General features: G+C 64.7%; 18 protein-coding genes. 16 read left to right on the top strand and 2 right to left on the bottom strand.

The features are described 5' to 3' along the window. Positions 1 to 281: 281 nt before the first annotated feature. From ACYOEI_RS07725 to ACYOEI_RS07705, 5 genes are all read left to right on the top strand, one after another. Positions 282 to 1,712: a neutral/alkaline non-lysosomal ceramidase N-terminal domain-containing protein gene (locus ACYOEI_RS07725; protein ID WP_462848802.1), complete on the top strand. Its 1,431-nt coding sequence runs from the start codon at positions 282 to 284 to the stop codon at positions 1,710 to 1,712. Between the two features lie 338 nt (positions 1,713 to 2,050). Continuing rightward, positions 2,051 to 3,415 (top strand): DUF1501 domain-containing protein, encoded by a 1,365-nt coding sequence (locus tag ACYOEI_RS07720; protein WP_462848801.1) that lies wholly within the window; start codon positions 2,051 to 2,053, stop codon positions 3,413 to 3,415. Positions 3,416 to 3,704: 289 nt separating this feature from the next. Then, a complete protein-coding gene (locus ACYOEI_RS07715; protein ID WP_462848800.1) occupies positions 3,705 to 4,058 on the top strand; it encodes a hypothetical protein in 354 nt (117 codons plus the stop codon). 103 nt (positions 4,059 to 4,161) lie between these two features. Further along, positions 4,162 to 5,079: a DUF1559 domain-containing protein gene (locus ACYOEI_RS07710; protein WP_462848799.1), complete on the top strand. Its 918-nt coding sequence runs from the start codon at positions 4,162 to 4,164 to the stop codon at positions 5,077 to 5,079. Further along, positions 5,069 to 5,383 carry a hypothetical protein gene (locus tag ACYOEI_RS07705; RefSeq protein WP_462848798.1) on the top strand — a complete coding sequence of 105 codons (315 nt, stop codon included), beginning with the start codon at positions 5,069 to 5,071 and terminating at the stop codon, positions 5,381 to 5,383. The genes ACYOEI_RS07710 and ACYOEI_RS07705 overlap by 11 nt, the downstream gene beginning before the upstream one ends. 311 nt (positions 5,384 to 5,694) lie before the next feature. Here the strand turns inward: ACYOEI_RS07705 and ACYOEI_RS07700 are convergent, their stop codons facing one another. After that, on the bottom strand, positions 5,695 to 5,889 hold the full coding sequence (locus tag ACYOEI_RS07700; protein WP_462848797.1) for a PEP-CTERM sorting domain-containing protein: 195 nt from the start codon (positions 5,887 to 5,889) through the stop codon (positions 5,695 to 5,697). A 942-nt stretch (positions 5,890 to 6,831) separates the two neighbouring features. Here ACYOEI_RS07700 and ACYOEI_RS07695 point away from each other — a divergent pair. The 10 genes from ACYOEI_RS07695 (at position 6,832) to cobS (ending at position 17,603) form a co-directional block, all read left to right on the top strand. Next, positions 6,832 to 8,094, top strand: coding sequence for a dienelactone hydrolase family protein (locus tag ACYOEI_RS07695; protein ID WP_462848796.1), 1,263 nt, complete (start codon positions 6,832 to 6,834; stop codon positions 8,092 to 8,094). A 319-nt stretch (positions 8,095 to 8,413) separates the two neighbouring features. Beyond that, positions 8,414 to 9,694, top strand: a complete 1,281-nt coding sequence (locus tag ACYOEI_RS07690; protein ID WP_462848795.1) for a M14 family zinc carboxypeptidase — start codon at positions 8,414 to 8,416, stop codon at positions 9,692 to 9,694. A gap of 212 nt (positions 9,695 to 9,906) precedes the next feature. Further along, positions 9,907 to 10,494 carry a pseudouridine synthase gene (locus ACYOEI_RS07685; protein WP_462848794.1) on the top strand — a complete coding sequence of 196 codons (588 nt, stop codon included), beginning with the start codon at positions 9,907 to 9,909 and terminating at the stop codon, positions 10,492 to 10,494. Positions 10,495 to 10,653: 159 nt separating this feature from the next. Next, entirely contained in the window at positions 10,654 to 11,268 is a 615-nt protein-coding gene (locus ACYOEI_RS07680) for a Uma2 family endonuclease (RefSeq protein ID WP_462848793.1), read from the top strand. Positions 11,269 to 11,518: 250 nt separating this feature from the next. Then, on the top strand, positions 11,519 to 12,133 hold the full coding sequence (locus ACYOEI_RS07675; protein WP_462848792.1) for a Uma2 family endonuclease: 615 nt from the start codon (positions 11,519 to 11,521) through the stop codon (positions 12,131 to 12,133). Then, positions 12,130 to 13,539: a DEAD/DEAH box helicase gene (locus tag ACYOEI_RS07670; RefSeq protein WP_462848791.1), complete on the top strand. Its 1,410-nt coding sequence runs from the start codon at positions 12,130 to 12,132 to the stop codon at positions 13,537 to 13,539. The genes ACYOEI_RS07675 and ACYOEI_RS07670 overlap by 4 nt, the downstream gene beginning before the upstream one ends. 322 nt (positions 13,540 to 13,861) lie before the next feature. Next, on the top strand, positions 13,862 to 15,109 hold the full coding sequence (locus ACYOEI_RS07665) for a DUF790 family protein (RefSeq protein WP_462848790.1): 1,248 nt from the start codon (positions 13,862 to 13,864) through the stop codon (positions 15,107 to 15,109). Next, the gene (locus ACYOEI_RS07660; protein WP_462848789.1) at positions 15,106 to 16,065 is read left to right on the top strand and encodes a bestrophin family protein; all 960 of its coding nucleotides are present in this window, start codon (positions 15,106 to 15,108) and stop codon (positions 16,063 to 16,065) included. The genes ACYOEI_RS07665 and ACYOEI_RS07660 overlap by 4 nt, the downstream gene beginning before the upstream one ends. A gap of 79 nt (positions 16,066 to 16,144) precedes the next feature. Beyond that, positions 16,145 to 16,795, top strand: coding sequence for a bifunctional 4-hydroxy-2-oxoglutarate aldolase/2-dehydro-3-deoxy-phosphogluconate aldolase (locus ACYOEI_RS07655; RefSeq protein WP_462848788.1), 651 nt, complete (start codon positions 16,145 to 16,147; stop codon positions 16,793 to 16,795). Between the two features lie 10 nt (positions 16,796 to 16,805). Further along, the gene (cobS, locus tag ACYOEI_RS07650; protein ID WP_462848787.1) at positions 16,806 to 17,603 is read left to right on the top strand and encodes an adenosylcobinamide-GDP ribazoletransferase; all 798 of its coding nucleotides are present in this window, start codon (positions 16,806 to 16,808) and stop codon (positions 17,601 to 17,603) included. A 146-nt stretch (positions 17,604 to 17,749) separates the two neighbouring features. Here the strand turns inward: cobS and ACYOEI_RS07645 are convergent, their stop codons facing one another. Further along, a complete protein-coding gene (locus ACYOEI_RS07645) occupies positions 17,750 to 20,086 on the bottom strand; it encodes a sigma-70 family RNA polymerase sigma factor (RefSeq protein WP_462848786.1) in 2,337 nt (778 codons plus the stop codon). A gap of 355 nt (positions 20,087 to 20,441) precedes the next feature. Here ACYOEI_RS07645 and cobU point away from each other — a divergent pair, with 355 nt between their 5' ends. After that, positions 20,442 to 20,972, top strand: coding sequence for a bifunctional adenosylcobinamide kinase/adenosylcobinamide-phosphate guanylyltransferase (gene cobU, locus ACYOEI_RS07640; RefSeq protein WP_462848785.1), 531 nt, complete (start codon positions 20,442 to 20,444; stop codon positions 20,970 to 20,972). The last annotated feature ends 71 nt before the right edge of the window (positions 20,973 to 21,043 follow it).

Here is a 21,043-nt window from a genome sequence, read left to right as displayed (position 1 = left end):
GGCCCATCCCTCGCGGCAACTCGGGGCAGTTACGACTCGCCGATTGTGGAAGAGCCGTCGTCGCCAAGCAAGCAGGAGCTCTTTCGTCTCAACCTCGAGGCAGCATTTGCCTATTCGGCAAATCCGCTCCGGTTTTCCAGCCCTCCGAAAAGTTCCCACTTGCATGGGGGGTCGGGGTGTTTAACAATAGTTCTACGTAAGGCCGGCAGGTCCGGTGCCCGATGCGCCGCGCCGCTCGGGATCGGTCAGGTCTGGCGGGATTGAGCGTCGGAGGTCCGGTGATGACGCACGCGAAGAACCGCGGGACGAGCCTCGGGCGGGTTGGGCAACGCTCGGCGATTGTGATCGTCTCGATCCTTGCGACGGCCTTGTCCGCGGGTATCGGGCTCGCGGACGAACCGAAGCAACCCGCCTCGGCGCCTTGGAAGGCCGGGATCGCGAAGGTCGTCGTTACGCCGACGACCTCGGTCTGGCTCGCCGGGTATGGCGGCAGGCGGGCGCCTGACGGGAAGCTGCACGACCTCTGGGCGAAGGCCCTGGCCGTCGAGGACGAGGCCGGTCGTCGGGCGGTGCTGATCACCAGCGACTTTCAGGGCGTCCCCAAGGGGATGAGCGATCGGCTCTTCGAACGGCTCGAGGCGGCTTACGGGCTCAAGCGTCCGCAAGTGATGTTCGCCTTCTCGCATAATCACTGCGGGCCGCGACTCGGGGAGGACCTGGTCGATTACTACCCCGTCGACGACGAGCAGGTGAAGCTCGTCGACGAGTACACCACGGCCATGGTCGGGACGGTCGCCGACCTCGTCGGCAAGGCCATCGCCGACTTGAAGCCGGCGTCCCTGGCCGTCGGCGAGGGCCGGGCGACGTTCGCCGTAAACCGGCGCAACAACCGCGAGGCCGACGTCCCCGCGATGCTGGCGAAAGGGACTCCCCTGGCCGGCCCGGTCGACCACACCGTCCCGGTCCTGACCGTGACCCGTCCCGACGGAGGGCTCGCGGCCGTGCTCTTCGGCTACGCCTGCCACCCCACCACGCTCAGCTTCACCACCTGGTGCGGCGACTACCCGGGCTTCGCGCAAGTCGAGTTGGAACGAGCCCATCCCGGTGCGACGGCCATGTTCGTCAACACCTGCGGAGGAGACCAGAACCCCTTGCCCCGCCGAACCGTCGAGCTCTGCCAGTCGTATGGACATCGGCTGGCCGTCGGCGTGGAAGAGGCCCTGAAGGGGCCGACGAAGCCGGTTGCGTCGTCGATCCGCACCGCGTTCTCGTACGTCGACCTCCCTTACCTCAAGGTCGCGTCACGAGAGGAGCTTGTCGCCTTCACCCGCGATCCTCATGAGATCCGGGCGCGTTGGGCTGCCCGGATGCTGCGGAAGCTCGACGCGGGCGAGACCTTCCCCGCGTCCTATCCTTATCCCGTCCATGCCTGGCGGCTCGGGCAGGACACGCTGTTCGTCGGGCTCGGGGCGGAGACCGTCGTCGACTACGCCCTCCGATTCAAGAAAGAGTTCGGGCCCGGCACCTGGGTCTGCGGCTATACGGACGACATGATTTCCTACATCCCCTCCCGGCGGGTCTGGGAAGAAGGGGGTTACGAAGGAGGGTCCAACCTCTTCGAATACGGCCGACCGGCCCTTCGCTGGGGCGGCGAGGTCGAGGACCGGATCGTCGCGACCGTGCGATCCCTCGTGAAGCAGGTACGCGAATGACGAATCGACGGAGAAGGGTGAGCGGGACCAACGTCCTGTTGCCAAAGCGACACCGGGGCGATTCGGGCTGGTGCGCCACGGAAAGATCGCCTATCGTACGAGAAGACGACCCTCGACCTCGAATCGCTCGTCGACGAAGACGGGCCCTCTGCACTGAAGTCCGACCCCACCGGCCTCCCGGCCTTCTCGCCTTGGTTTTTTGAGGATTAGAGACCCTCGACCTCGACCGAAGCCTGCCGAACCGACGCGACGTCGGCGAATTTCAGCGAGATTGCGATGGCAGGGCGACGCCGACGGCGGCTCGCCCGCGAATGTCCCACTGGCGACAGGATTTCCTGATGTTCACGATCCTCGGCGAACGACCTGCGGACCATTGCGACGGCCACTCGCGTCGGCATTTCTTGAAGGTCGGGGGCCTCGCGCTCGGGGGCCTCGCCCTGCCCCAGGTGCTGAGGGCCGAGGCGGCCTCGAAGACCCCGACGGGCAAGCCCCGCGGGCTGTCGCACAAGGCCGTCATCATGATCTACCTGTCCGGCGGCCCGTCGCACCAGGATATGTTCGACCTGAAGATGGATGCGCCCGTCGAGATCCGCGGGACCTTCAAGCCGATCGCCACCAACGTCCCCGGGATCGACATCTGCGAGCATATGCCGAGGCTCGCGACGATGATGGATAAATTCACCATCATCCGCTCGCTCTACGGCTGCCCCGACCAGCACGCATCGGACCTCTGCCTGAGCGGTTACCCGATCGGGTCGAAGGGCCAGCAGGACGGCCACCCGTCGCTCGGGTCGGTCGTCTCGAAGCTGCAAGGGCCGGTCGCGAGCGCGATCCCTCCGTTCGTCGGCCTGACGACCAAGACGGGGCACGCCCCGTACTCGAACCCGGGCGTGCCGGGCTTCCTCGGGCTGTCCCACGCACCGTTCCAGCCGGATGAGACCGGCATGCGGAACATGCGGCTCAACGGCATCACGCTCGACCGGCTTCGCGACCGGAAGTCGCTCCTCGCAGGGTTCGACGGCTTCCGACGAACCGTGGGCGAAGACCCGACCGCCCAGGGGGTCGACACCTTCACGCAGACGGCGTTCGAGGTCCTGACGTCGAGCAAGCTCGTCCAGGCGCTCGACCTCGAGAACGAGGATCCGAAGCTGCGCGACCGCTACGGCCGAGGGAGCAACGCCCCGGCCTTCGGCGAGGACGCCGGCCCGCACTGGATGGACCAGTTTCTCATGGCCCGGCGACTGGTCGAGGCGGGGGTCCGTTGCGTGACCCTGTCCTTCGGGAGCTGGGACCGCCACGGCGGCAACTTCGAGCGGCTCCCCGAGCAGTTGGCCCGGCTCGACCAGGGGATCACGGCCCTCGTCGAAGACCTCCACGCCCGAGGTCTCGACCAGGACGTGAGCGTCATCGCCTGGGGCGAATTCGGCCGCACTCCCCGGATCAACGCCGGCGGCGGCCGCGACCACTGGCCGCAGGTCTCGTGCGCCCTCCTCGCGGGAGGCGGCATGCGGATGGGCCAGGTCATCGGCTCGACCAACCGTCTCGGCGAAGTTCCCCACGATCGACCCGTCCACTACCAGGACGTCTTCGCGACCCTCTACCACCAGCTCGGCATCGACGTCGCCTCGGTCACCATCCCCGACCCGACCGGCCGCCCCCAGTTCCTCCTCGATCGCCGCGAGCCGATCCGCGAGCTGATCTGAACCTCGAATCGTCCGGCGATGGGCCAAGAAAAGGGAAGACAACGATCCGCAGATGACGCAGATTGACACGGATGAATTAAAAGATCGTGTAACTTTACCTGTGTCAATCTGCGTCATCTGCGGGTGTTCCCTTTTGGTGCCGTGTCGTTGATAAGATGGCCCTCCGAGCTCCAACGGGGCCTGGATAGCGGTTGACCTTGCTCGAGTTCGGCGAGCGCCAACATAAGAACGGCCTTAGATTCGAGCGATCGAAGCTGACTCTCGATCGGCCCCGCGATAAGATCATGGCATGTCACGACTCGCGGCACTGCTCTGCCTGATCGCCGCCATCAGCGGCACACCCCTCCGCCAGGCGGAGGCTGCGTCGGACTTTGCACGCAACGCGGCCGAATCCGTCCAAGACGACGGGTTGGAATCGCCCGATGGTGGCGTGGGCGATGATTCCGGCGACTCCCTCCAGGGCGGGTCGCAGGCGAGCCTTGCGTTCGACCAAATCCCCGTCGTCGATGGCCTCCTCCCCCCGCCCGGCTGCGCAGGCCTGCCGCTGTCACCCCAGGAATTCAGCGGCTTGAAGGTACACGTCTGGTGGCCACCGAAACCACCGACCCTTCGCCATGCCTGGCTGCAAACGTTCCTGTTTTGAATCTGTTGCGATTCGGTGTTTGACCCGAGCGAGCCGGAAGGCCAAGCCGAGTCAATAATCCACATTTCAACAAATTCAATACAGGGGAAGACCTTTGCGTAAAATGAACCATCGTCGATGGCGTGCCTTCACGCTGATCGAACTACTGGTCGTGATCTCGATCATCGGCGTCCTGATCGCCCTCCTGCTGCCCGCCGTCCAGGCCGCTCGCGAGGCGGCCCGGCGCGCCCAGTGCGTCAACAACCTCAAGCAGATCGGGCTCGCCCTGCACAACTACGAGGCTATGCATCAAAGTTTGCCGCCGGGATACGTCTCGAGATTCGACGCGACGGGCACCGATCTGGGACCGGGATGGGGCTGGGCGGCGATGATCCTACCCCAGATGGAGCAGTCGGCCACGTTCTCGGCGATCAATTACGCCTTGAACGTCGAGTTGGCCTCGAATTCGACGGCCCGACTGGTCGTGGTAAATGGTTTCCTCTGCCCGTCAGATCGCTTTGCCGCCTCGTGGTCGGCCGTCGATCGTGACATCCTCACTGGCGCCGCCAAGCGGGAGATCTGCCGGGTTGCCCCGTCGAACTATGTCGGGATGAACGGCACGAGCGAGCCAGGGCCGGATGGCGAAGGCGTCCTGTTTCGCAACAGTCGGATCGCCTTCCGCGACATCACGGATGGACTGTCGCAGACGATCGCGGCCGGCGAACGGTCGCACCTGCTGGGCGTGGCGACCTGGACGGGTTCCGTGACCGGTGCCCTCCTCTATGACGATGATGGCGACGACATCGGCTCGGCCGACCTGGAAACCGGGCCGGGCATGGTTTTGGGACACTCCGGCGAGGGCATCGGCCCCGGTGCCAAGCGTTCCGAACCGAACCAGTTCTACAGCCTGCATGCCGGCCGGGGCGTGAACTTCCTTTTCGCCGACGGGCACGTCTCGTACTTGAAGGCCACGATGAACTACAAGGACTACTTGGCCCTTTCGACCCGCAACGGCGGAGAGGTGGTTTCGAATGACTATTGATCGATGGACTGTCGACGTACGGCGCTTGGCTGTGGTTGCGTTGTTGGCCCTGGTCCCCTTCGGCTGCGGCGACGACGATGATGACGACGAGGGCGCTCCGAGCAAGACGCCGATTCCAATGGATCAGGTCCCCGCAGCCGTCCTGAAAGCGGCAAAGACCGCCAAACCCGAACTGACCTTCTACGCCGCCTACAACGATACGTTCAAGGGACAGCCGAGCATTGAACTGAAAGGCAAATCAAAAACCGGCAAGATCACGGAAGTTGAGGTCTCGCCCGACGGCAAGGTGCTCGGCACCGAGTAGGTGCCATTGCGCCCGAGAGAACGCCCGCACGGGTCGATAGGTTCGTGCGGGCTCGGCGAAGGAAGGAGTAGGCCGATCGGGGCACGCTGCTGGGATCGGCCCGGATGGAACATCAAGCCTTGTTGATTGATGGCGATCGTCTCGAGGAGGAATTGTAGCCATTCCTTCTTTTCCTCGTGCCTCGGGTGAGCGCGTCCAACACCTGCAATGTCAGGGCAAGCGAGACGTGAGTGAATGTTCTCGGCTTGAACCTTATGAATGTCTCGGGAACCATACCAGGCAATCTCAAGCAGATGCTGAACCCAGTCCGCTCAGCCGTGGGACTTACGCCATCGCCGGAGAGCCCATCCGCCAAGTCCTACGCCGAGGATAGCCAGAGTCGTCGGTTCAGGGACGGTGGACACCGGGTCGATCACTATCGTGACATAAACCCAACTGTAGTGGTCATTTCTGTTTTGTTCCGCATTCACGTGAATGCGGCTCGGATCCGAAACCAGGTCCAGCATCCAAGAGGGAGCCGGCCCGCCGGAATCGCCCGGCCTTAGTTCAACCGAGGTCGCCGTATCGAAGAAAGATAAGACCCCGAAGTGGAAAGGGTCGTTCGAATACCCGATGTGTTCCGTACCGCTTCCCTCGATTTGTAGGTAAGGGCCGGAGAAGAAATAGGGTGACCCGGTTGCGGCGGGGACTCCGAACTGAAGATCGAATTCGTTGTCCTTTGTGATCAGACCGAGACCGGACGGACCGTATCTAGGCCTAAACCAAGCGTATCGAAAACCCTCTCACGCCCCTCCAACTTGGATTTAAGGGGTTTTGGCAACGGCACTTGCGCGAGCGTGTGCGTTTTCGAGTGAGCGCCTCTTCGATTTCCATAGTTTCGTGGCATGCCTTGTTTTATAGGGCGCAGACCGCTGTCATCCCTATGTCATCGTGCCGGGTACGCTTGTTTTAGGTCTAGGTGCGGGTCCTCCTCCTGCGTAGAAAATCCCTCCCTTCGACGGATCCGGCAAGTCGTAGGGTCCCCAGTCGATGGATGATGGGGCATCTGTCGCCGTACCATAGACTTTGACTTGGATTGGATCAGACAAAGCGGCCTGACTTAAGAACAGAAGAGCAACGATCCCTAACGGAACAATCCTTTCCCGATGCATCCTCTTGCCTCCTAGCATTTAAGGACCTCGCTCCTGTGGGACGGATGGAATCATGACGACATTGCTTTGCGAGATCAAGTGATCTTGGAATGAGGTCGAACGCGGGATGCCGGAGTCAGCACCCGGACTGGGTAGGGTCTGGAACTTCGCGGTGAGGATCGCGGGCATGGTGGCGGAGGGCTCGGGAGCGAAAGACAGGGGCTTTCGGGTGGTCCGGACCTCGGCTATTCTACGGCACGAATGGCCCTATGAATTGAGGGTCGTGTTCGGAGCTCAAAGCGACTCGAGGCCCCCTCCATGAACACGCGTCGCGACTTCGTGCAAGGGTTGGCTCTGGCCCTGGGTGGGCTCCCCTCCGCAGCGGGTGCGAACCTGGGGCGTCCGCTCGTGGACGAGGCACCTTCGCCGGATCCCGGACGAAGGAAGGTACCCGAGACCGGTTCGGATGTCGGATCCTTGTTCCCATTCATTCAAGGCCAGGCCGTTCGAGGGGAATTCCCTCTCTCGTATCTGCGTGACGAGTTCAAAGACCCGGCCGAGTGGAAGGGCCGGGCGAGGGGGAAGCTCAGGGAGTTGCTCCACTATGACCCGCCGCACTGCGACCCGAATCCCGAGGTCGTCGCGAAGGTCGACTGCGATGGTTACATCAGGGAGTCGGTGTTCTTCAACACCACGCCCGATATTCGGGTCCCGGCTTATGTGCTCATCCCCAAGGGGCTGAAGAAGCCCGCGCCGGGGATCGTCGCGCTTCATGATCACGGCGGGATGTACTTCTGGGGCCGGGAGAAGCTCGTCGAGAACGAGGTGGAGCACCCGGTCCTGGCCGACTTCAAGCGGGGGGCGTACGGCGGCAAGAGCATCGCCTCGGAGTTGGCGCGTCGCGGCTATGTCGTGGTCGTGATCGACATGTTCTATTGGGGCGAGCGCCGGATGCTCCTGGACGGCGACCCGGCCGATTGGCGGGATCGCCCGGCGACGATCACCCCGGCTCGCGTCGGGGAGTTCAACCGACGTGCGGGGCAGTCGGAACAACTCGTCGGCCGGACGATCTACTCGGCGGGCTTCACCTGGTCGGGGGTCATGTTCACGGACGACGTGCGGACCGTCGACTACCTCGTGACGCGGCCCGAGGTCGACCCGAATCGGATCGGCTGCGTCGGGCTGTCGGTGGGAGGGCTCCGCTCCTGTCACCTCGCGGCGCTGGATGACCGGATCAAGGCGGCGGTCGTCGTCGGTTGGATGGCGTCGTTCCCGGCGCAGCTCAAGGACCACATCCGGAACACGATCGGGTTCACCAAGCTCGTGCCGGGGCTGATGAGCTACCTCGACTATCCCGACGTCGCGTCGCTGGCGATCCCCTCGGCCCTCCTTGTCATCAATGGATCCAAGGACGGCCTCTTCGACCTCGAGGGGGTCCGCAAGTGCTTCGCCAAGCTCACCGCCTGCTACGGCAAGGCGGGGCTTCCGGAGAAGTTCCGCGGGCGGCTCTACGACACGCCGCACGAGTTCAACGTCGAGATGCAGCAGGAAGCCTGGGCGTGGCTCGCGCGGTGGCTCTGATCGTCGATCGAAGTGCGAGGAACAGGAATCCCCCGAGCGAACAGCGGTCGAGCGGCATCTCTTCGATACAAGCCCGAAGCGCACGCGAGTGAATCTCTCTCGATTTATTCAGTAAAATTCACTCGCGTGCGCTTCGGGCTTGTAAGAGGCCGTTCGGCGGGAGTCTCTGGATCGGTGCGAACCACTCCTGGCCGTCCGGGAGTGGATGCTGGTCCGCGGGGCGTCGGCGTTGTAGTTTCGAGGTCGACGCTGTGGCGGACATTCGTCCCGCGAGGATCGCGTCCTTGGCTTCGACCCAACAAGCTCTCCGGGATACCCCATGAGAACACCTCGTACGTTTCCCGGCATCCTCCTGGCGCTAGCCGTTGCGTTGGGCGTTTACGGCGGCCAGGCGCTTGCCCAGGGAGCGAATTCGGGCGGTCAACGTGCCGTCGCGGAGACCCCGGCATCGAAGTCGGCTTTGGAGTTCATCGACACGGGTTTTGAGAACGCCTCGCCCCTCTGGTACGAGACTGCGGCGGATGGGACGACCCTCGTCTACCTGCTCTACGACCACGAGCGGTCGTCGCCGAATCGGGCGGCGGGGCATTTCCACTTCCGCTTGCATGCGAAGGCGGGGTCGGTGCTCACGCTCGAGTTCAAGAACCTCGAGAACGTCTGGAATGGCCGGAAGGCTTCGGTCGCGGGCGAGTTGAAGGCGGTGGTCGTCTCGGAGGATGGCAAGACCTGGCGGCCCGTGCCGCTCGAGGCCCTGCCCGGGGATCGGGTGCGTTTGACCGTCACCATGCCCGGACCCGAATTGTACGTCGCGCGGGTCGAGCCGTATCGGCTCTCCGACCTGGAGCATTGGCTCACGTCGATCGCGAAAAACCCGCTCGTCGAGGTCGTCCCGATCGGCAAGACGGCCGAGGGTCGCCCGCTGGAGGTCGTCCGGATCGGCAGGGCCGACGCCCCCTATCGGGTCTTCCTGCGGGCCCGTGCGCACCCCTGGGAGTCGGGGGGGAACTGGGTCCTCCAGGGCCTCGTCGACCGCCTCCTTGATGGGGATGCGGAGGCGAAGGCGGACCTCGCGTCGTACTGCGTGTATGCGCTGCCGATGGCCAACAAGGACGGGGTGGCCCGCGGCCGGACGCGTTTCAACCTGCGGGGCAAGGACCTCAACCGCAACTGGGACAAGCCCGCCGACCCGGCCCTTTCGCCCGAGAACCACGCCCTGGAGACCTGGCTCGAGGGTATGATCAAGCGCGGCCAGGCTCCTCATCTGGCAATCGAGCTGCACAACGACGGGAACGGTCGGCTCCACATCAGCCGGCCCCCCGTCGCCGGATTGGCCCGGCACCTCGTGCGGATGAAGGTCTTCGAATCGCTGCTGCGGAAGCACACCTGGTTCACGGTCGGGAGCACGGACGGGGAGTTCCGGAACGCCGGCACCCTCGGCGACGGCTGGTTCGAGCGGTATGGCATCGACGCGGCCGTCCATGAGTTCAACGTCAACTGGATCGCGGGGCTGAACGACTATCCTTCGGCCCGACATTGGAAAGACTACGGCGCCGGTCTGTCCCGGGTGTTTTTCGACTACTTCAACACCGTCCGGCCTTGAGACGATAACTCTGGAGGGGGCGTCGACGTCGAGGGCGTCAGAAACCCGTTTTTCAAGAAAAAACAGGTTTCGGGACAGGAGAATCCATGACTGGACGTCGCTTTCGACCAGAGGGACCACGTCGCGATCGACAATCCGGGGGAGGTGCCTCCTCACGGCCGGGTAGTCGGGCTCGGAATTCTCCACGCCCGGGCGGACTGGGCCGAAGGGAGTTGGGGACGACCCCTGGTCCTCCGTTCCGATACGGGAAGCTCTTCAAGCCGTACGACGTGCTGACCCAGTTCACCGACGAGTCGGGCCGGGCGACGCTGAAGGACTATGTCGACATGCCGGGCGTGTACCCGGTCGGGCGGCTCGACCGGGATAGCGAAGGGCTCCTGCTGCTGACCGACGACGGGCCATTGGCGCATCGGCTGACCGATCCTCGCTTCGAGCACCCGAAGACCTACCTCGTGCAGGTGGAGCGGATCCCCGAAACCTCGGCGCTCGACGCCCTCCGACGCGGGGTTGAGCTCAACGACGGCCGGACGCTCCCCGCCGAGGTCGACCTGCTGTCGGAAGACCCCGCCCTGCCCGACCGACCGGTGCCGATCCGCTTTCGGAAGAACGTCCCGACCGCCTGGATCCGCCTCGTGATCCGCGAAGGGCGCAACCGACAGGTTCGCCGGATGACGGCCGCCGTCGGCCACCCCACGCTTCGGCTCGTCCGCGTCGCGATCGGGCCGATTGGCCTGGGAGACCTCGCGCCCGGCGAGTGGCGGCTCTTGACCGAGGAGGAGCGTGCCGCACTCGGCCGATGACCTCGGGGCAAACCTGGAACGCTCGATTGGAGGAGCGAGGCCATTGCCGTCGTTCCGCGATGGAGTCCCATCGCGAGATCGGCTAAACTGGAGTACACCGAGAGGAGACCGAGCCCTCGAAATCGGTCGAATTCCGGGAGGATCGAGGGGATCGAGTCGATGGCCAGCCCGTCCCGAGTGCAAGAGTCGATGACGCTGGAAGCGTTCCTCGCGCTCCCCGAGGAGAAGCCGTACCTCGAGTACATCGATGGCCGGATCGAGCCCAAGGTGTCACCCCAGAAACAGCACAGTCTCCTCGAGTACAAGCTCGCGGAATCTCTCAATCGCTTTGCCGAGCCAAGGGGCCTCGGCTTCACGTTTCCGGAGCTTCGCTGCACGTTCAGTGGGCGTTCGATCGTCCCGGATCTTGCATTTATGTTCGATGCCCACATTTTCGCAGACGAAGCGGGTGAGGTCAGCAATGCGACCTGGCAGCCTCCCGATATTCACATCGAGATCCTTTCCCCTGATCAGTCGGCCCGGATCTCCCGGGACAAACTGATTCACTCGACGTCGAACGGCTGCCAACTCGGCTGGCTGATCGACCCCGGGAAGAAGACGGTAGATGTCTTCCGTCCAGGCCAACTCCCCGAGCGGCTTTCAGCGGACGGCTTCCTCGACGGTGGCACGGTCCTGCCGGGCTATCGACTGTCGGTGTCCGAGCTCTTCGGCTGGCTCCTGCGTCGGTCGATCATCGTGCCTTCGCCCAGCGACCCGGGGGTGGGGCCCGCATGAGTTTCATAGGGTGGGCACCGCCCACCGGTATTGGGGAAGGTCAGCTGGACGATGCCCACCCGACCCGGGTCGTGGACCGTGCCTGATTTTCCTGATCCTCAATAGGCATCAAGCCAACAGGAGGGATGAAGACATTGCGGACGTTCCGCGATGGAGTCCCATCGCGAGATCGGCTAAACTGGAGTACACCGAGACGAGACCGAGCCCTCGAAGGCGGTCGAATCTCGGGAGGATCGAGGGGAGCGAGTCGATGGCCAGCCCGTCCCGAGTGCAGGAGACGATGACGTTGGAGGCGTTCCTCGCGCTCCCCGAGGAGAAGCCATACCTCGAATACATCGATGGCCAGATCGAGCCCAAGGTGTCACCCCAGTTCAAGCATGGCTGGATCGAGTTCAAGCTCACCGAAAGTCTGAATCGGTACGCGGAACCGTTGGGACTAGGGTTTGCGGTCCCGGAATTACGCTGCACGTTTGTAGGTCGCTCTATCATCCCCGACGTTGCGTTCCTGATGGATTCTCATGTCGAGACCGATAATAGAGGTGAGTTCTCCGATGAGATCTGGAGGCCCTCGGATCTCCATGTCGAGATCCTTTCGCCCGAACAATCGATCCGAAAAACCAGGGAGAAGCTCGAGCATTCGACGTCGAACGGCTGCCAACTCGGCTGGCTGATCGACCCCGGGAAGAAGACGGTAGATGTCTTCCGTCCAGGCCAACTCCCCGAGCGGCTTTCGGCGGACGGCTTCCTCGACGGTGGTGCGGTGTTGCCGGGCTACCGGGTGTCGGCGACCGAGATCTTCGGCTGGCTCAGGCGCCAGGGGAATGTCGTACCCCCATCTGGCGAACCAGAGGTGGGGCCCGCATGAGTCAGGTTGAGGGTGCAAACCCGACCGAGTCTCGGGCGCTTCGACTGACCTTCGAGGAGGGGACTCTCATCGTCGAGGGTCTGCCCGAGGGGGATTCGTGGGGGATCCCGGCCATCGATTTCGACCGCCGCGTCAAGGTCTTCCGGGCGCCGGCGATGGCGTACAGGACGATCGTCCAGCACCTGCGCGACCACAAGATCCCTTATGTCGACGACGCTCGGGTGTATGAGATCGCCAACTGGACGATCCGCGTGGTCAAGGAGGCGTTCCCGCACCAAATCGAGGGGTTGAACGCCTGGTCGAAGGCCCAGAAGCAAGGGGTGGTGGTCCTCCCCACCGGCACGGGGAAGACGCACCTGGCGACCCTCGCGATCGAGGCGACGAAGCGCCCGACGTTGATCATCACCCCGACGATCGACCTGATGAACCAGTGGTACGACGAGCTCACGATGGCCTTCGAGACCGAGGTCGGGCTCCTCGGCGGGGGCTACTACGAGGTCAAGCCGCTGACGGTGACGACGTACGACTCGGCCTACATCAACATGGCCAGGCTCGGGAACCAATTCGGCTTGCTCGTCTTCGACGAGTGCCACCACCTGCCGGGGCCAACCTACGGGATGGCGGCGGTCTCGTCCCTGGCCCCGTTCCGACTCGGGCTGACCGCGACCCCCGAGCGGGCCGACAACGCCCACACCCAACTCGACCACCTGATCGGGCCGATCGTCTATCGTCGGGAGATCACCGAGCTCCGAGGCCAGTACCTCGCCGATTACCGCATCGAGACGCTCTATGTGAACCTGACCGAGGACGAGCGGCACGAGTACGAGGCGGCCCGGGAACTCTACCGAATGTTCCTGAGCAACAACGGCATCGACATGCGTCGGCCGAACGCCTGGCGACAGTTCCTGATCATGGCCCACCGCTCGCCGGAGGGGCGTCAGGCATTCCTCGCCCATCGCCGACAGCGCGAGCTGGCCCTGGCCGCTCCCGCCAAGCTCAGCCTGCTCGGGAAGCTGCTCGAACGACATAACGGCGATCGGGTCTTGATCTTCACTCACGACAATGCAACAGTCTATAGGATCGCTCGGCAGTTCCTGGTCCCGGTGATCACCCACCAGACGAGCACCAAGGAGCGCCGCGACGTCTTGCTCCGGTTCAATTCCGGGAGCTACCCGATCGTCGCGACCTCTCGGGTCTTGAATGAGGGGGTCAACGTCCCTGAGGCGAACGTGGCGATCATCCTCTCGGGGTCGGGCTCGGTCCGAGAGCATGTTCAACGCCTCGGCCGAATCCTCCGGAAGTCGGGCGACAAGGAAGCCCAGCTCTACGAGGTGATCAGCCGAGGGACCGTCGAGGAGTTCACCTCCAATCGCCGACGCCAGCACAACGCCTATGGCGGCGATTGAGTCGCGTCAGCATGCCGGCCGAGGGGAGGGTCCCCCGGCCCGACGACAGGACGTTGTTTGGGGTCGAGATTCGATGCTCCAACAGGAACGTTCCGACGAGGCCTCCGGCGAAGAACCCACGAGAACTGCTCCGGCGAAGCCTCCGGAGCGGCCTTCGCACCGATACGTCGCGACCCTCGCCCTCATCCGCCGTCGGAGCGAGGACGAGGTCCGACAGCCCTCGAAGCCGAGGCGCTGGTTCCGTTAGAATGGGGTCTGGCCGCCGGTCTCCCCGGAACTCGACCGAAGCCGGGCGGGCCGTTCGCCCAGAGATCCCTCGACCATGCTGACCGGCAACCTCGTGCGGGTGAAGACGACCTCCAAAGGGCGGATCATGCCGCTCTTCCTCCCGCGCGACAACCCGCAGTGGCTCGAGGTCGCCGAGAGCCTCCTCCTGATCTTCCGCGAGGGGATCGGGATGACCCGGGGCGAGATCGAAGGCGAGATCGACGAACTGTTGGGCGAGGGCATGGCGACCCTGGCACACCGAGGCCTCGCGAAGGTCCTCGAGGATCGCGCCGAGTTCGCGGTCGTCTCGGATGTTTCTCCCGAGGCGCTCCGCGAGAAGGTCTTCTCCGCGGCCGCCGAGCATCGTCGCGGCCTCCAGGCCGTCGCCGGCCATCGCGCCCCGTTCCAACGCGACGTCGTCCTCGGGGCGGTTGCCGAAGGGCTCGGTATGGAGCCGGAGAAGCTTGCCGCCGCACTCTTCGCCGACCTCAAGGACGAGAATCGGATGCTCACCTTCGAAGACCTCACCGCCCAGCGCCTGGTCGACCGCTACAACGTTGCGCTCGCCCAGGCCGTGCTCCTGCGCTCGGTCCTGGTCACGGCCGACATCCGCAAGGAGAAGCCGGCGCGGTTCCGCCAGCTCTTCCGCCAGCTCAAGTTCCACCGGCTCCTCTACCGCGTCGAAGGGGACATGGCCGACGGCTACACCCTCCACCTCGACGGTCCCCTCAGCCTTTTCAGCGCGACCAACAAGTATGGCCTCCAGATGGCGCTTTTCCTCCCGACCTTGCTCCTCTGCACCGACTTCCGGCTCGACGCCGAGCTGCGCTGGGGCCCGAAGCGCGACCCGAGGACCTTCCACCTCGAGTCCTCCGACGGGCTCGTCTCGCACCAGGCGGACACCGGGGTCTACGTCCCGGCCGAGATGGGGGCGTTCCTCGATCGGTTCCGCCAGGTGGCCCCGGCCTGGGAGGTGACCGAGACGACCGATGTTCTGGAACTCGGTCGCGAAGGGGTCTGGGTTCCCGACTATCGTTTCGTCCATCGCAAGTCCGGCGTGGACGTGTACGTCGAGGTGGTCGGGTTCTGGAAACGCTCGAGCCTGGAGCGCCTGCTCCGTCTCCTGCCCAAACACGGCCCGAAGCGGTATGTCCTGGCGATCTCGGAGCGGCTGAAGGTCGACGAGGAGGCGCTCGAGGGGATCCCTGGACCGGTCCTTCGGTTCAAGGAGATCCCCAACGCCCCCGAGCTCGCCTCGCTCCTCGACGGCTTCGTCTCGGGTCAAGGAGGGTTGGCGCTTTGAGAATCGCGGGAATGGGTGCGGGGATCGACGACGATATCCGGTTCTGGAGGGACGCGTTCGCCATCCACGGCTCGGTCACTCAGAGGGTATCGCGCCGGGTCTTCGTCTTCGGCCTGATCGCCGCCGTCGTCTTCGAGCTTAACGAGCTGCTCGTCCACATCGACCTCGGGATCGAGGTCGCCCCCTACGAAGTCGCCGGTGCGGCCCTCGGCCTCCTGCTCGTCCTCCGGACCAACGCGGGCTACGACCGCTGGTGGGAGGGCAAGAAGCTTTGGGGGGGGATCAACAACCAGTCGCGCAATCTCATCATCGCGGCCCTGGCGTACGGTCCCGATCAAACGGCCTGGCGTCGAAAGCTGCTGCGCTGGACGGCGAGCTTCCCCTATGTCGTGATGCACAGCCTGCGCGCGGAGCGGGAGATCCCGGAGGTCGTGAAACTGCTCGGCGAGGATTCCGCCGCGGAGATCGCGAAAGCGGAGCACATGCCGACTTACGTTTCGCTCCGGATCGCCGAGATCCTCCGCGAAGGCTACGACGGCCTGACGATCGACCGCTTCGCCCTCCTCGAGGCCGAAAAGTCTCGGGCGCTCCTCATCGACCATCTGGGCGGGTGTGAGCGGATCCTGAACTCGCCGTTGCCGATGGCGTATGCGATCGATATCCGGCGGTTCATCGTCCTGTTCCTCTCGACCTTGCCGTTCGCGTTGCTCCCCAAGCTCGGCTCGCTCACGCCGCTTGCGACGATCATGATTGCCTATCCGATCATGGCGCTCGATGATATCGGGTCGGAGCTCCAGAACCCGTTCGACAGTCACAAGGTGGGGCACTTCCCGCTCGACCGCGTCTGTTCGACCATCGAGACCCAACTGTTCGCCCTGCTCGGAGAGCCGGCAGGGGCATCGGAGGACGGCCGCCCGGCCCGAGAGGAAGCGACGCCGGTCTCCGGGGCCCCATGACATGTGAACAGAGCGGAGGTCCGCCGGCGGTGTGCCTGAAAGATCAAGAGTTCGATGGATTGCGTGGAGGAGTCTGGTCATGAGTCGTGATGCGACGCTCAAGCGGATCTTGGACGGTGGGATCGTCGCGGTGGTCCGCGCCGAGTCGGGCGACTCGCTGGTGAAGGTGGTTCAGGCCCTGGCCGAGGGGGGCGTGACGGCGGCCGAGATCACGTTCACGGTGCCCGATGCCGTCGAGGTGATCCGCCAGGTCCGCCGCGAGCTGGGCGATGCTATCGTGCTCGGCGCCGGCACCGTCCTCGACTCCGAAACGGCCCGGGCCGCGCTCCTGGCCGGGGCCGAGTATATCGTCTCGCCGGCGGTCAACCTCGATGTGATCCGACTCTGCCGGCGCTATGACAAGGTCATCATGCCCGGCGCGCTCACCCCCACCGAGGTCATCACCGCCTGGGAAGCCGGTGCCGACGTCGTGAAGATCTTCCCGGCCGACCTGGGCGGCCCTCCGTACCTGAAGGCGCTCCGCGGCCCGCTCCCCCAGGTCCGGTTGATGCCGACGGGCGGCGTCGACCTCTCGACGGCCGAGTCGTTCCTGAAGGCCGGGGCCTGCTGCCTCGGGGTCGGTGGCACGCTCGTCGAGGCCAAGGCGGTCGCCCAGGGCGACTTCGCCCGAATCAAGGACCTCGCCGGCCAGTTCTCGGCGATCGTCCGCAAGTTCCGGAACCCCTCGTGACGCGGACGTCGTGACCCAGGACGTCTCAAGCAACCCGGGACGTCCACCTCGCCTCGCCCGCGCCTGGCGTGCGACGAAGCTCGCGCTGGCGTTCCTGACCGTCATTCCCATAAGGTTCGGCGAGGGCGAGACGACCGCCGAAGACCTGGCGGCCTCGAGGTTCGCCTACCCCCTCGTCGGTGCGGCGATCGGCCTCGGCCTCGCCACCCTTGCCGAGGCGCTCCGGCGCCTCGGCGCCGACCCCTCCCTCGCCTCGTTCCTCCTCCTCGTCGCCTGGGTCGCCGCCTCCGGCGGCCTCCACCTCGACGGCCTCGCCGACACGTTCGACGGGATCTTCCTCTGGGGCGACCCCGAGCGACGTCTCTCCGTCATGCGCGACCCCCACGTCGGCAGCTTCGGCGTCACCGCACTCGTCCTCGTGGTCCTCGGCAAATACGTCGGCCTCACCCACCTATCCGCCTCATCGGCTCCTCTCGTGCTCCTGGGAGCTTCCACGATCTCCCGGACCCTGATCCTGGTCTCCGCCGGCTCCGCAAACTACGCTCGAAAGGACGGCACCGGCCGAGTTCTCGTCGATGCGACAACATCTCGAGATGCTTTAGTGGCCGCATGTCTCGTCGTGGGCTTCGGCCTTGCATTCGCTGGCTTGCCGGGGCTCGTGGCCTCGGCCGCGACCCTGATCCTCGCCTTCGCCCTGACCCGACTCGCGCGAGCCAAGCTCGGCGGCGTGACCGGCGACACCCTCGGCGCCCTCGTCGAGTTGAGCGAGGCGACTTTCCTCATCCTGATCGGGCTGACCCACTCCTGAGTTGCACTGATCATGGCCGAGTGCCATCGACCTTGATGCGAGCTCTCGCTCACTTCCCGGGCAAGTCAATGAAGCGGAGGCCCGGCCTCTTCCGAAGGCCGGGCCTCACGATGGTGGCGAGCTTCAGACCTCGGGATGCTGCCCCGTCATGGTGTCTTCGACGACTCATCGGCCGAGGCCGGCGAGACGGTGAATGAACCCTTGACCTCGATCGGCTTCTCGCCGACGTTGACGGAGAACTGGAACGAATATGTCTTTCCGTTGCTGTTGCCCTCGCGGCTCCGGCCAGCGTCCGACGTCCTTTGGACGGCCGTCGGGAGGGCCGGCGGCGCCGGGGAAACGGCCATCGCCGCGTCGGACCTCGCGAGGACGGGAGGCGGTGAGGAAACGGTGATCGACGGCGGTTCCAGGGAAGTGGTCCGGACCGTGCTGTCCGCCTTCGGGCGGCCTGCGGAGGCGGGGATCTGACTCAATTTGATGTTGTCGAATTCCAGGAGCGTCCCCTTCGCTTCCTCCAACGCGGCGATCGAAATATTATAGTTTGTCTTGTACTGGGCCTCCGTCCCGAGGGCTGAAGCATACTGCGAGGTGGCGTCGAGGAGGCGGTCGATCGTGATCCGCCCCTCTTCGTAGAAGGACTTTTGCGCCTCGAGGCGCTGCTTCGCGGCCTCTCGGAGTCGCGAGGCCGTTTGGTATTGCTTGTAACCGGCGTCGATTTCGAGGAAGAACCGGGCCAGGATGTGAGTGTATTGGTGGATGGCATCGGCGTATACGTACTTCCTCGCCTTGGCCTGGACCGATGGGACATCATCTTTACCGTCATCCTTGGACTTCGGACCGGTGTTCCCGGTCGAGTTGAATTGCGACGTATACTGCTGGATCACCTTCGCCGCATAATCCGCATCGAAGTCCTTCAACTCGTCACTCGCCCTGACGATGTCGGGCTGATTCGCGAGCATCGTCCGGACGGATTCGTTCCAGTCGGGAGTGATCGGAGCAATGACCGGTGGAGTCGTCGGGATGATCCTGTGTCGAGAAGGCTGGATACCAAGAATATTGCAGAGCTGCCGTTCCGTTGTGATGACATCAGAGGTCTTGGTCACCAGGTCGAGCTGGAACTGTTCGAGCCGCTGCGTGCACTCGGCGACGTCGGCCACGGTCCCCCGTCCGGTTTGCAACTCGGCTTGCTCTCGCTTTAGGATGTCCTTTGCATAGGTGACGGCCTGCTCGGTCGCTCGGAGTTGGGCCTTCTGCTGGACCACAGACCAGTAAATTTGCTCGACCGAGCGGACATGCGCCATGATCTCGGCGCGGAAGTGAGTGACGTCGAGCGTCGGCTTTGCCTGGGCGATCTCGAAGGGGCTTTCTCCCCTCCTGTCTCCCGAGTTGGACTTCTCGAAGCTACCGACCGATTGTTTTCGGGTTCCCGTCGAGACGACTCGTACGGCTTCGCTGTTTTCCAAGCCGATGATGATGGCCTCGCGCAGAGACAGCGGCCACTCCTCTCTGGCCGCCTCTTCACTCTTTCCGCTCGCCGCCAGAGGCGAGGCCTTCGGCGCCTCCCGACGTCCATCGTCCTTCGGCCCCTTGGCATCCTCGGCGGCGACTTGGGCGATTGTCCCGAAGCCCGTCGCGAGGAGGGCCAGGGCAAGGAACGTGGTGGCCGTCGTCCTTAACTTGCTTAGGATCATGGTCTTCATCACTCCTTTGATCAGAAGTCGGACGGACGCCGGGACATCCCCGGCCATCGTCCAGTCGGAAAGGGTGCGGACTATGTTCTGGAGGGCGGCTTCACCCGCCCATACGCGGGAGCTCGGGCCGGCGGCGTCCGCGGCGAACGCCGCTTCGAGGCTTGCCAACGGTGACGCGGCGCCGAGCCGGACCAGGCGGGAACGCAGGCGAGCCCGCCCCCTGGCCCGCCAGCTCTTGACCGTGCCGATCGGCCGGCCCAAGGTTCGTGCGGCCTCTTCGCAGCTCTGGCCTTCGAGATCGCAGAGCACGATCGGGACCCGGTAACGCTCCGGCAGACGGTTGATCTCCTCGTGGAGCCAACTCGCCCATTCGGGTTGGCCCACTTCGACGTGTCCGTCAGGGCCGGTCGCGAGCTCCGCCGCCCTGCGTTCATGTCGCTTGCGCCTCGCGGCGTTCGACCGGGCGCAGGACGCGGTGCGGAAGGCGACCTGATGAAGCCAGGGACCCAAGGAGTCTTGGACCCAGAGGCCCCTGGCCTTCTCGATCAGGACCAGGAACGTCGCCTGGAAGGCGTCCTGGGCGTCGTGGCTGTCGCCGAGTTGAGCGTGACAGACCCGGTGGACCATCGCCCCGTGTCGGTCGACCAGCGTCGCGAAGGCCAGTTCGGCCCCCCGGCCCCGCCCCGTCGCGAATCGCTCGAGCAGTTGACCGTCCGTGAGCTCTCGGGTCGCCCCGACGCTGAAGAGGGTCCTGAGTTGCCGCTGGACGGTGCTTTCCTTGCGGGTTGCCACGTTCCTGATCCTCGTCACGCCTTCGGTTCGCGTTGACCCTAGTAATGTGACGAAGCCCCGGTCCGGTTGCGAGTTCTCTGAAAGAATCTTAAAGGTCCGGGCTCGAGCAACCGGCACTCCCGGGCTTTCCGGGGGCGTGCGTCGCTCCAAGGCCCAGCCCAACCCGATGGGCCGCCACTCGGCATTGATTGGGCGTCGAGGAGGGGTGAGAGGCCGGCCGCACAACCCGAATCTTCGGCGGGTTCATTTCAAGCCGAACGGCGATGAGGGCCGATAAGACCCGCATAAGTCTCTTGGTGCGCCGCGGGTTGAGAGTCGAAGTCGGAGCAGGACCTGCGGTCGGAAGGGCCATTCGATGGGCGAAACCGTCTTGGTGTTGGGTGGGGCACGGTCGGGGAAGAGCCGGATGGCGGAGCGGCTTGCCGGGGAGTCCGCGGCGGTCACCTACGTCGCGACGGCCACCCTCGACCCCGACGACTCCGAGATGGTCAGCCGGATCGGCCGGCATCGTGCCGATCGGCCGCAAAGTTGGACAACGCTAGAGGTTCCGCGCGATCTTGAGGGAGCCTTGGCGGCGTTGTCGGCACAGGAGGGCGCGGTCGTGATCGACTGCCTGACGCTCTGGATCAGCAATCTGTTACTTGGCGTGGGGGGCGTGTCCCTGTCGGATCCCGAGATCCTCGACGCGCTCGTGCGCTCGGTCAGAGCCGGTCGGGGGACGGCCCGGATGATCTGGGTTTCCAACGAGGTGGGGTCGGGAATCGTCCCGATGAATGCCCTCGCCCGGCGCTTCGCTGACCTCCAGGGCCTGGCCAATCAACGCCTCGCCGCGGAATGCGATGCGGTCCATCTCTGCGTGGCGGGTCTTTCGATCCGTCTCAAATAACCCGAGTCGGGATCCGGGAGCCGCTTTCGCTCCCGAACGAGGCCCAAGACAAGGCCCGGGATCCTCGAGGA

Source organism: Singulisphaera rosea, from assembly GCF_054877945.1.
Note: the sequence above shows the minus strand (reverse complement) of the source record. Positions and strands in the feature narration are given on the sequence as shown.

What these genes read in the sequence shown, in the direction of transcription:
- ACYOEI_RS07665 (WP_462848790.1), top strand. Translation starts at nt 13,862, where the DNA reads ATGCTGACCGGCAACCTCGTGCGGGTGAAGACGACCTCCAAAGGGCGG.
- ACYOEI_RS07720 (WP_462848801.1), top strand. Translation starts at nt 2,051, where the DNA reads ATGTTCACGATCCTCGGCGAACGACCTGCGGACCATTGCGACGGCCAC.
- ACYOEI_RS07705 (WP_462848798.1), top strand. Translation starts at nt 5,069, where the DNA reads ATGACTATTGATCGATGGACTGTCGACGTACGGCGCTTGGCTGTGGTT.
- ACYOEI_RS07715 (WP_462848800.1), top strand. Translation starts at nt 3,705, where the DNA reads ATGTCACGACTCGCGGCACTGCTCTGCCTGATCGCCGCCATCAGCGGC.
- ACYOEI_RS07655 (WP_462848788.1), top strand. Translation starts at nt 16,145, where the DNA reads ATGAGTCGTGATGCGACGCTCAAGCGGATCTTGGACGGTGGGATCGTC.
- ACYOEI_RS07680 (WP_462848793.1), top strand. Translation starts at nt 10,654, where the DNA reads ATGGCCAGCCCGTCCCGAGTGCAAGAGTCGATGACGCTGGAAGCGTTC.
- ACYOEI_RS07700 (WP_462848797.1), bottom strand. Translation starts at nt 5,889, where the DNA reads ATGCTGGACCTGGTTTCGGATCCGAGCCGCATTCACGTGAATGCGGAA.
- ACYOEI_RS07725 (WP_462848802.1), top strand. Translation starts at nt 282, where the DNA reads ATGACGCACGCGAAGAACCGCGGGACGAGCCTCGGGCGGGTTGGGCAA.
- ACYOEI_RS07670 (WP_462848791.1), top strand. Translation starts at nt 12,130, where the DNA reads ATGAGTCAGGTTGAGGGTGCAAACCCGACCGAGTCTCGGGCGCTTCGA.
- cobU (WP_462848785.1), top strand. Translation starts at nt 20,442, where the DNA reads ATGGGCGAAACCGTCTTGGTGTTGGGTGGGGCACGGTCGGGGAAGAGC.
- ACYOEI_RS07690 (WP_462848795.1), top strand. Translation starts at nt 8,414, where the DNA reads ATGAGAACACCTCGTACGTTTCCCGGCATCCTCCTGGCGCTAGCCGTT.
- ACYOEI_RS07710 (WP_462848799.1), top strand. Translation starts at nt 4,162, where the DNA reads ATGAACCATCGTCGATGGCGTGCCTTCACGCTGATCGAACTACTGGTC.
- ACYOEI_RS07675 (WP_462848792.1), top strand. Translation starts at nt 11,519, where the DNA reads ATGGCCAGCCCGTCCCGAGTGCAGGAGACGATGACGTTGGAGGCGTTC.
- ACYOEI_RS07695 (WP_462848796.1), top strand. Translation starts at nt 6,832, where the DNA reads ATGAACACGCGTCGCGACTTCGTGCAAGGGTTGGCTCTGGCCCTGGGT.